The sequence below is a fragment of the Microcystis sp. M_QC_C_20170808_M3Col genome (assembly GCF_007095505.1).
In the GTDB taxonomy this organism is placed as follows: domain Bacteria; phylum Cyanobacteriota; class Cyanobacteriia; order Cyanobacteriales; family Microcystaceae; genus Microcystis.
In genome coordinates this window covers 1-9523 of sequence record NZ_SFBY01000045.1, presented here as the reverse complement: position 1 = coordinate 9523, position 9523 = coordinate 1, and the positions used below count along the sequence as shown (strand labels likewise).

Below are 9523 nucleotides of genomic sequence, written 5' to 3'. Positions count from 1 at the left end.
GCTATAGTGCGCTCGTTTTCTAATTTGGCTTCAGCGAGGATGCGTGCTGTTTCAGCACGATACTGCTCAACTTCTTCAGCACGGCGATCGCTTTCTAATCTGGCTTGCTCAATCCGGCGATCGCTTTCTCTTAAACGGCGATCAAACTCCTCAGCAGAAGTGCGGAACAATTGGTAAATATCTGCAATTGTTACTGATTCGCTCATCTTTTTTATCTAACCTCTATTCGGCTATTGTATCATAAATTTATGGTTTTGTGAAAGATTGAGGAACCAGGAAACAGTTTCCGACCGGCAAGATGCCTATCCCACGGTGGAGCTAATTTCTCCCTGTGGAGGGCTGATTTTTTCTGTGTTAGAGTGATATTTGAGTGGTCTGAACACAGCTTCAAAAAGATAAAGTCATCATCAAGCTAGGGGTTTAAAGACTGATTTAAGCCAATTGTTTTTATTAGTAAATATTTTCACACTTGATACCAGATAAGTGCCATGGCTCACCCGACTATTCTACGACAATTCGCCATTCATGGAGTTCGTATTCCACACAACCATTCTCGATTAAAGGATCGCGAACTATAATTGCTTGAGCTTCCTCAAGAGAATCGGCCTGAAATAATAACATTCCGCCGCCCCTTTCTGCCCAATAACCGGTTTTTGCTGCTCGTCCTTGGCTAATTAAATCACGCACATAGTCCTTATGGGCGCTGACATAGCGATCGAAGGTAGTTTTATCAACAATGCCTTTTTCTATCTTGACAAACCAGGGCATAAATTCTCAGGAGACTAGGACTGATTAACAACCATATAATTATACCGATTAATCTTGGCATTCAATGGTGCAATGTAACAGAGCTATACAATGAGCTAGAGTTGTTGAAGATTGCTAGAATCGAGATAATATCTTCATTTCTCTACCTTGCTTGTCTCCATGAATCAACCCCAGGGATCTCTATTTTTTATTGCGCTTTTGCCGCCGCGAGAGGTACAGGAAACTGCCACAAAAATCAAGTTAGAGTTTGCAGAAATTTACAATAGTCGTGCCGCCCTGAAATCGCCTCCCCACGTCACTCTCCAAGCTCCTTTCCGGTGGAATTTAGGACAATTACCGGATTTAGAAAGATGTTTAGAGGAATTTGCCCGCTTACACGCTCCTATTCCCCTAATTCTCCAGAATTTTGCCGCCTTTAAACCGCGAGTCATTTATATTAATGTCCAGAAAACCCCAGAATTATTAACCCTGCAAAAACGGCTTTTACAGCAGCTAGAATCTTCCCTGAATATCATTGATAATGCCTCAAAAAGCCGAGCTTTTGCGCCCCATTTAACCGTTGGCTTCCGAGATTTAACTAAAGATAATTTCTGGAAAGCTTGGTCAAAATATGCTAATCAAGAGCTATTTTTTGAGGTGATGATCGATGAAATTACCCTCCTAATTCATAACGGTAAGCACTGGGAAATTTATCGGCAATTTTCTCTATAATCCAGACCCTTGCAGGTTTCTATCTAGGGTTTGCGGCAAAAAGTCTTTTAGTGGGGACAGGGTGTAGGGTGTGGAGTGTGGGGTGTGGGGTTTTAACCATTTTGAGGTGGTCAATTACCTAATTTTCAGGGAAAAAGTGCCTGAAATTTCTCCCCCGATCACTCCAATGTCAGGCACTTTTTGAGGTCAAAAAAGTCCAAAAGTGTTATCCGACAAGGTTTTTAGATTTATTCAACAGACCCTATCTACAGAGGAAGGGGTTCTATTGACACTCTGCGCGCTAAAGCGACGCAGATTCTAGCACAGAATTAGACCAAAATCTAATTCTGATGGGCATTGTCAAGATGCCTCTAGTAACTCTGCTCAAATCTAATTTAAGCATTGTCTTTACTTTTCTTAGAATATTTGCGCCGCCGTTACAATCGGCATTGACTAACCAATTATCAGCAGTACGATATAAACCGCGCTTAATTCGTTTTCCTGAAGACTGCCACCCGTCGGGTTTTTCACCATATTTAGGTAGCTCATCATTGTCCAAAAAAGAAGCTTTTGAAGTATAACTTTCTTCCGTCTCAACAAACTTAATGTCGTATTGTTCGCCAAGTTGAGCAATTCTTTCCTTAAGTTTAGCTGTGGGAATTTGTACAAACTTTTGATTATTTTTCGCCCCCATATTTGACTCGTTTTTCTGACCTTGATTCCAGCCAAAAACAATAGTACCAATACCATGGATAAGACAATGATTGATTACTATTCTGGCTGCTTTATTAACGGCATCTCTCATTTGTTGATTACGTTTTTCGGTGACATGAGCTAAAGTTCTTGACCAAAATCCTTTAGGTTTTCCTTCTTTCAATGTCGCTATTTGTTTGTTGTACCATTGGTTAACCGATTTAAGATGTTTTCCATCAATAATAAAGCTGGTTTCAATATTAGAAACACAAGTTAACCAATTATTTAATCCGTGATCTATCCCTAGTACCTTGGTTGAGTCAAGATGCGTCGGTAGGCTTTGCCCCTCTTTGAGTTCACAATGTATTTGTTGATCAACAAATTCTGCATAAAGACAAGTATTTCTAGGAACTATTCTGACTTATTTAATTAATTCCCATTTTAAATTAACAGGAAAAGGCAGAAAAAATTCTGTTAATCCAAACCACGCTCTAACTTGCTCTCCTAGAGGGAACCTTATTTTGCCCTCGATTAACTTTAACCATTTTTTAGGATAAGTAACCGTAAACAATCCTCGGCTTTTACGATACTTCGGGACATTAGGCTTTTGATTTAACTCTCCTTTAATAGACTTTTTTAAAAGTTTCTTAAAAGATTTAAAGGATTCACCAACATTTAAGCAAGTTTGCTGCATTGACGAAGCATATCCAGCCTTAAAGTGAGGATTAAACTTCATTTCTTTTGTCAGAGCAAATCCAGTAACAATCTTACCCGTCTTCAACCAAATTTGACGAGCATAATAAACAGAACAATTGTATAAACTATTCGACTCACGACATAGATATTCAATAATTGCTCTTGTCTCTTTGTCTGCTTTAATTAAAACCTGCTGGCATCCAAACAATTTAATTTACTCCTGCTAACGGAATAATATTCATGTTAACCTATTGGTTGTCTCCTGTCAAGCTATCAACCAGTATATATGAGAAAAGATTCGTTTGGATATAGACACAACAACCATTCGGTAGGGCTTGCAACTATTCACTTAGTTTGGATTCCCAAACGTCGTAAGCCAGTGCTAAGGGGCGACATTAAACTAAGATTAGCAACAATCTTGGAATCGGTTGCATCTGATAAAGGTTGGATTATTAAGGCTAAAGAGATAGCCCCAGATCCTGTTCACTTGTTAGTAGAATATGATGAGAAAACAGCTATATCTGAAGTGGTCAAGGCTTTTAAAGGAAGAAGTTCAAGAATGCTAAGAGAAGAATTTCCAGAATTAACAAAACTACCCTCTTTTTGGACAAAAAGCTATTTTTATGACACTTCTGGTAAAGTTAGTACAGCAAAAGTAATGGCTTATATTAATGACCCACATCATGACAGACATTAGGACGGCGGATAAATCCGCTCGCGTCGCTTTTCCGCCCCGTGTTGAAACGACGGGGCTACCAAGCTCCCGTCTTTTTTCGTGTTAAAATAGGAGAGAGCAGTTTTTAAAGCTTTCAGGCTTTTTTGCGATATTTTAACCTATAGAGCGATTTTATGGCGACTCCGCCGCCCTGAAACCTATGTTACTCAAAAATCCCCCGAAAATCTCCCCCAACCTGATCAAACAGCTAGAAGCGATTCTTGGCAAAGATGGAGTCATCCGTCGCAAAGATGAATTATTAACCTACGAGTGCGATGGTATCACAGGATACAGACAAAGACCCGCTCTTGTGGTACTGCCCCGCAGCACCGCAGAAATTGCGGCGGTGGTGAAACTCTGTCACGATAACGAGATTGCCTGGGTAGCGAGGGGTGCGGGAACGGGCTTATCGGGAGGGGCGTTACCCTTAGAAGAGGGGATTCTCATCGTCACGGCGCGGATGAATCAGATTCTGGGGGTTGATTTAGATAATCAAAGGGTGGTGGTACAGCCCGGGGTGATTAATAATTGGGTGACGCAAGCAGTAAGCGGGGCAGGATTTTATTATGCACCGGATCCCTCTAGTCAAATTATCTGCTCGATCGGCGGTAATGTGGCAGAAAATTCTGGCGGGGTTCACTGTTTAAAATACGGTGTGACTACCAATCACGTTATGGGCTTAAAAATCGTCCTTCCCGACGGTTCAATTATCGATGTGGGGGGTGCGGTACCGGAACAGCCGGGCTACGATTTAACCGGTTTATTTGTGGGTTCCGAGGGAACTTTAGGCATCGCCACGGAAATCACCTTAAGAATTCTGAAAACTCCCGAGTCTATCTGTGTTTTACTGGCTGATTTTACCAGTATCGAGGCGGCGGGCCAAGCGGTGGCGGATATTATTAAATCAGGAATGATTCCGGCGGGGATGGAGATTATGGATAATCTCAGTATTAACGCCGTGGAAGACGTGGTGGCTACGGGCTGTTATCCCCGGGATGCCGAGTCAGTTTTATTAGTGGAATTGGATGGTTTAGGGGTAGAAGTAACCAGGAATAAGCAGTGGGTTGCCGAGATTTGCCGTCAAAATGGGGCGAGAAATATCACCACGGCTAATGATGCCGAAACCCGCTTTAAACTCTGGAAGGGCAGAAAAGCGGCTTTTGCGGCGGCGGGGAAAATTAGCCCTAATTATTTTGTCCAAGATGGGGTGATACCGCGGACTCAATTGGTGTCTGTTCTTCAGGAAATTAAGGCTTTAAGTGAAAAATACGGTTATAAAATCGCCAATGTTTTCCACGCTGGTGATGGCAATTTACACCCGTTGATTCTCTACGATAATAAGGTAGAGGGGGCCTGGGAAGAAGTGGAGGAATTAGGCGGTGAAATTCTCAAACTTTGTGTGCGGGTTGGGGGCAGTTTATCGGGCGAACATGGTATCGGCATCGATAAAAATTGTTATATGCCCGCCATGTTCAACGAGATTGACTTAGAAACTATGGGCTATGTGCGGGATTGCTTTAATCCCAAAGGTTTAGCTAATCCGGGGAAATTATTCCCCACCCCGCGCAGCTGTGGAGAAGCCGCTAATGCCAAAATGCAAGGGTTTGGGGGGGTGGATGTGTTTTAGGTTATCGGCAGTAATATATCTCTTGCAGAAATCAAAAATCTTCCAAAAGAAAAGAGACAACTTCCTATCCATAAAACCTAAGATTATGTCAAATTTATCTGAGTTCTTAGATATTTTGACCTGATAGCGGTTCGAGAACTTACTTTTGCAGGAGGTCTAAAGATTTTTCTGACTGATTACTGATTACTGATTACTGATGACTGATTACAGTCCACCTTGGGATCCTAGGGGCAGATTGATATTAGAGGGGAAAACCGGGAGTTGTCTTTCCAGAAAGCGTTGAGTGATTAATTCTCGGAAAATCTCTAGATCTTTTTGCCATTGTCCCAGATATTGTTTGAGCAGATTTAATCGATCGCCGCCCTCGGCCAGATTATAGTTAAAGTTACCGGCAAATAATAGCGCCGCTAAGGTTTTGCCATCGGGTAATTGCAATTTTGCCTCGTTAATCGCCACGGATAGCTGAGAGGTTTCTAACTGATAAAGTAGATTGATGCTGGCTTGTAGGGGGGCCGTACCGAAATTGTGCCAGGAACCGGGGGCGAGAAGAGTTTCGGTGATATATTTTTTAGCGGCATCGGGGCTACTAGGGAGAGGAACAATACTTTTTGGGGCGATACCCAGGGCTTGATATTCGGCCAAAGGGAGTTTATCTAGATATAAACCGACAATTTCTGGCAGTTTCAGGTTCAGGCTATCGGGAGAGTTAATCATCTCCACAAAGGTAATTTTCCGGGGTTGGGCGACGATGCTGATACCATTTTGAAAATTAACTTGAGCGTAATTAGGATTGAGTACCGGCTGGCCATTTAATTCCCAGTCAGGGGGAACTATTCCCGAATATTTGAGGAAATCAACCGTTAGCATGGCGGGATTGAGGCTTTTGGCTGTAATTGCGATGGAAAGTTCTTGTATTTCCCGCAAACTAGCCAGAGGTTGATTGGAGTTATTGTCAGTGGTGGCAATCATCAATTTTCTCCTTGGATATTTAAGTTTTGTCTATAGGGTGACAGTTAAATTATTCCGGGTCAATTACCTAATTTTCAGGGAAAAAGTCCCTGAATTTTCCCCCCGACCACTGCAAGGGCTGGCACTTTTTGAGGGGAAAAAAGTCTAAAAGTCTTCTACAACAAGGTTTTTAGATTTATTCAGCAAACCCTAGATAAGTATTACTCAATTCTTTCACGGCTAATTCATAGAACCTCTGACCGTGTTCGGGAGTCGCTAAAGCAGGATTGGAACCCATACGACCATCGGGGTAGTTTTGGCGAAAATTAGCCGCACCGTAAATACCATGACCAGAAGCCACTTTTTCGGATAAAAAGGCGTTTTTAAGACTCTCAGGGTAAAGATACTGAGTTAACGCCACTTCGCTTGGTGTAGCGTGGGAACCCTCCTGATCTCCATACAATTCTTTGGCTAAAAGATAAACTTCTCGCACCATAAACCAATTGGCCACTTGACATTTAACCTCGTTTGTGTTAGGTAAATTAAGGGAATCCAAATGATAATAGGTTTCCGCAAAAGCGGCTTTTAGGGTAGCAATATTACCCCCGTGACCATTAATAAAGAAAAATTGACGAAAACCGGCTCTAGCTAAACAAGTTACATAGTCGAGGATTACTTGAATCAAAGTGCTAGGACGAAGGCTAATTGTACCGGGGAAAGCCGTATGATGTAGGGCCATACCAACATTTAAGGTGGGTGCTACCATTGCTTGTACCTGTTTCCCCACTCCTTTAGCGATCGCCTCCGCACATAGAGCATCTGTACCAATCAGTCCCGTCGGCCCGTGTTGTTCCGTGGAACCGATAGGAATAATAATTCCCTGAGATTGTTCTAGATAGGATTCCACCTCTAACCATGTAGATAACTGTAATAACATTCGGCTCCAGCCTTCCAAGACGAGTGCAGGTTGACAAATTGAGATAAAATTAGGACGAATAATCAAGTATTTTTATGTTAACCCTTGACAACCCCCCCTTGTCGGCGAGTACGAATTTCGTTCCCAATCATCGGATTTTAATCGTTGAAGATGAAGAAGTGATTCGGGATATGATTATTTTGGCTTTGGAAGAAGAAGGTTACGAGGCGCTCGGTGTTAGTGATGGTCGCGCTGCCCTAGAACTACTGCAAAGTCAAGAATCTAATCACGGTGAATCTCGTTTTGATTTGGTCGTTTTGGATTTAATGTTACCGCAAATCAACGGTCTTGATATCTGTCGTCTGTTGCGCTATCACGGCAATATTATCCCGATTTTAATCTTAAGTGCTAAGGCCAGCGAAACCGATCGAGTTTTGGGTTTAGAAGTGGGTGCCGATGATTATCTGACTAAACCCTTTAGTATGCGCGAATTAGTCGCTCGTTGTCGCGCTCTCATTCGTCGTCAAGGATTTACTTCCCTAGCTGCCGCTCCCGTGCGAAAATTCCGCGATGTTCTTCTCTATACCCAGGAATGTCGGGTGACGGTGCGAGATGAAGAAATTAACCTTTCTCCTAAAGAATTCCGTCTCCTCGACCTATTTATGAGTTATCCGCGCCGAGTTTGGTCAAGAGATCAATTAATTGAACAAATTTGGGGACCGGATTTTTTAGGAGACACTAAAACCGTCGATGTTCACATTCGCTGGTTACGGGAAAAACTGGAAATCGATCCCAGTCAACCAGAATACCTGATTACTGTACGCGGTTTCGGTTATCGTTTTGGCTAGGTGAGCGATTATATTTTCAAGTTTAGCGATCGCCGCTTGCTGGGATAATGACTATTTTCGCTTTTATTTTCGGAGTAGTTTTAGGTTTGAGTATTTGTTACTGGCAAGTCTCACGCTTAAATAGAGAGTTAAAGCGAACCCTGAGCGCTCTCTCGGATTCGGTGGATTTGTCGGCCTCTTTTCCCGTTACCTCCCTGGTGCGTCGAGAATTACAGTTTCTCTCCCAAAGTCTGCAAGAGCGAGAAAAGAGCTTAGAAATTCAGAAATCCTTGCTAGAACGAGCGCCGATCGCCTATCTTCATATAGATGCCGATAATCGACTGCTCTGGTGCAATCAACAGGCAATTACCCTCTTAAAACTCGATCGCTGGCAACCGGAGCAAGTGCGTCTGCTGCTGGAATTAGTGCGCTCCTACGAATTAGATCAATTAATTCAAGAAACTCGCCAAAAACAGAGTCCACAGGTGCAAACTTGGACTTTTTACCCGACTAATTATCCTGTCACCCCCATTAGCGATCGCCAAGTGATTGCTCCTAAATCGATTGCCTTGAAGGGTTACGGTTATCCCTTGCCAGAAGGTGAAATCGCTGTATTTATCGAAAATAGACAGCCTTTAGTGGAATTATCGCAAAATCGCGAGCGAGCTTTCTCTGACTTAACTCACGAGTTACGCACTCCCTTAACCTCCATTTCTCTCCTTACCGAAGCTTTACAGAAACGCCTCCAAGCTCCCGAAAGACGCTGGTTAGAACAAATGGGGAAAGAAGTGGAGCGTTTGAGCCAATTAGTGTGCGATTGGCTAGAAATCAGTCAATTACAAGCGGATGCGGGGCGATATTTACAATACCAGATGATTAATCTACAGGAGCTAATCACCACCGCTTGGCAGACTGTCACCCCTTTAGCGGACCAAAAACAGATTAGCTTAGATTATTCCTCTCCGGTGGATTGGACGCTGGAAGTTGATCACTCTCGTCTGCTGCAAGTTTTCCTGAATCTCTTTGATAATGCCATTAAGTATAGTCCCGATCAGGGAAAAATATGCCTAGAAATTCGAGAAATATCCGATACTATCGGGGAAAAATGGCTGAAAATTGACGTTATCGACAACGGGAAGGGATTTAACGAAGCGGATCTACCCTACGTTTTTGATCGCCTCTTTCGCGGTGATCCTTCCCGCACCCGTCAAAAACAAGGCACAAAGGATTATAGTACCGGTTTAGGTTTATCGATTGCTAAAGAGATTATTCAAGCCCATGGCGGTTCGATCGTCGCTCAAAATGATCCTAACACCGGTGGCGCTCGCCTACAAGTCACTCTGCCCCGTCAAAAAAATTAGGTGAGGTGATGGGTGTGGGGGTGTTGGGGTTTTAGGGTTTTAGGGTTTTAGGGTGTTGGGGTTTTAGGGTGTTGGGGTTTTAGGGTTTTAGGGTTTTAGGGTGTTGGGGTTTTAGGGTGTTGGGGTTTTAGGGTTTTAGGGTTTTAGGGTTTTAGTTGAATTCCCCCATTTCCCCATTTCCCCATTTCCCCATTTCCCCATTTCCCCATTTCCCCATTTCCCCATTTCCCCATTTCCCCATTTCCCCATTTCCCCATTTCCCCATTTCCCCATTTCCCCATT

Annotated in this window: 8 protein-coding genes and 2 pseudogenes; 5 read left to right on the top strand and 5 right to left on the bottom strand. The window is 43.0% G+C overall.

The features are described 5' to 3' along the window. Both EWV84_RS02495 and EWV84_RS02490 read right to left on the bottom strand, forming a co-directional pair. Positions 1-206 (bottom strand): annotated as a pseudogene (locus tag EWV84_RS02495) (DUF3782 domain-containing protein); the annotation flags it as partial. 295 nt (positions 207-501) lie between these two features. After that, positions 502-768 (bottom strand): YciI family protein, encoded by a 267-nt coding sequence (locus EWV84_RS02490; protein WP_002776115.1) that lies wholly within the window; start codon positions 766-768, stop codon positions 502-504. 159 nt (positions 769-927) lie between these two features. On the opposite strand from EWV84_RS02490, the gene EWV84_RS02485 reads away from it, so the two are divergent. Continuing rightward, positions 928-1479 (top strand): 2'-5' RNA ligase family protein, encoded by a 552-nt coding sequence (locus EWV84_RS02485; RefSeq protein WP_287076213.1) that lies wholly within the window; start codon positions 928-930, stop codon positions 1477-1479. A 280-nt stretch (positions 1480-1759) separates the two neighbouring features. Here the strand turns inward: EWV84_RS02485 and EWV84_RS23000 are convergent. Next, a pseudogene (locus EWV84_RS23000) lies at positions 1760-3055 on the bottom strand (RNA-guided endonuclease InsQ/TnpB family protein). A 78-nt stretch (positions 3056-3133) separates the two neighbouring features. Between EWV84_RS23000 and tnpA the strand changes: the two are divergent. Then, complete coding sequence (gene tnpA / locus EWV84_RS02470; RefSeq protein WP_287076210.1) at positions 3134-3544, top strand: IS200/IS605 family transposase; 411 nt, start codon at positions 3134-3136, stop codon at positions 3542-3544. 178 nt (positions 3545-3722) lie between these two features. After that, a complete protein-coding gene (glcD, locus tag EWV84_RS02465; RefSeq protein WP_287076209.1) occupies positions 3723-5189 on the top strand; it encodes a glycolate oxidase subunit GlcD in 1467 nt (488 codons plus the stop codon). 204 nt (positions 5190-5393) lie between these two features. Here the strand turns inward: glcD and EWV84_RS02460 are convergent, their stop codons facing one another. Together EWV84_RS02460 and EWV84_RS02455 are read right to left on the bottom strand one after the other, a co-directional pair. After that, complete coding sequence (locus tag EWV84_RS02460) at positions 5394-6158, bottom strand: hypothetical protein (RefSeq protein WP_287076208.1); 765 nt, start codon at positions 6156-6158, stop codon at positions 5394-5396. Positions 6159-6333: 175 nt separating this feature from the next. After that, complete coding sequence (locus EWV84_RS02455; protein WP_286824513.1) at positions 6334-7074, bottom strand: creatininase family protein; 741 nt, start codon at positions 7072-7074, stop codon at positions 6334-6336. A 74-nt stretch (positions 7075-7148) separates the two neighbouring features. Here EWV84_RS02455 and EWV84_RS02450 point away from each other — a divergent pair, with 74 nt between their 5' ends. Both EWV84_RS02450 and EWV84_RS02445 read left to right on the top strand, forming a co-directional pair. After that, positions 7149-7901 carry a response regulator transcription factor gene (locus tag EWV84_RS02450; protein WP_287076207.1) on the top strand — a complete coding sequence of 251 codons (753 nt, stop codon included), beginning with the start codon at positions 7149-7151 and terminating at the stop codon, positions 7899-7901. Between the two features lie 47 nt (positions 7902-7948). Then, on the top strand, positions 7949-9241 hold the full coding sequence (locus EWV84_RS02445; RefSeq protein ID WP_287076206.1) for a sensor histidine kinase: 1293 nt from the start codon (positions 7949-7951) through the stop codon (positions 9239-9241). The last annotated feature ends 282 nt before the right edge of the window (positions 9242-9523 follow it).

Coding starts and splice junctions, on each gene's coding strand:
- EWV84_RS02490 (WP_002776115.1), bottom strand. CDS start 768: ATGCCCTGGTTTGTCAAGATAGAAAAAGGCATTGTTGATAAAACTACC.
- EWV84_RS02485 (WP_287076213.1), top strand. CDS start 928: ATGAATCAACCCCAGGGATCTCTATTTTTTATTGCGCTTTTGCCGCCG.
- tnpA (WP_287076210.1), top strand. CDS start 3,134: ATGAGAAAAGATTCGTTTGGATATAGACACAACAACCATTCGGTAGGG.
- glcD (WP_287076209.1), top strand. CDS start 3,723: ATGTTACTCAAAAATCCCCCGAAAATCTCCCCCAACCTGATCAAACAG.
- EWV84_RS02460 (WP_287076208.1), bottom strand. CDS start 6,158: ATGATTGCCACCACTGACAATAACTCCAATCAACCTCTGGCTAGTTTG.
- EWV84_RS02455 (WP_286824513.1), bottom strand. CDS start 7,074: ATGTTATTACAGTTATCTACATGGTTAGAGGTGGAATCCTATCTAGAA.
- EWV84_RS02450 (WP_287076207.1), top strand. CDS start 7,149: ATGTTAACCCTTGACAACCCCCCCTTGTCGGCGAGTACGAATTTCGTT.
- EWV84_RS02445 (WP_287076206.1), top strand. CDS start 7,949: ATGACTATTTTCGCTTTTATTTTCGGAGTAGTTTTAGGTTTGAGTATT.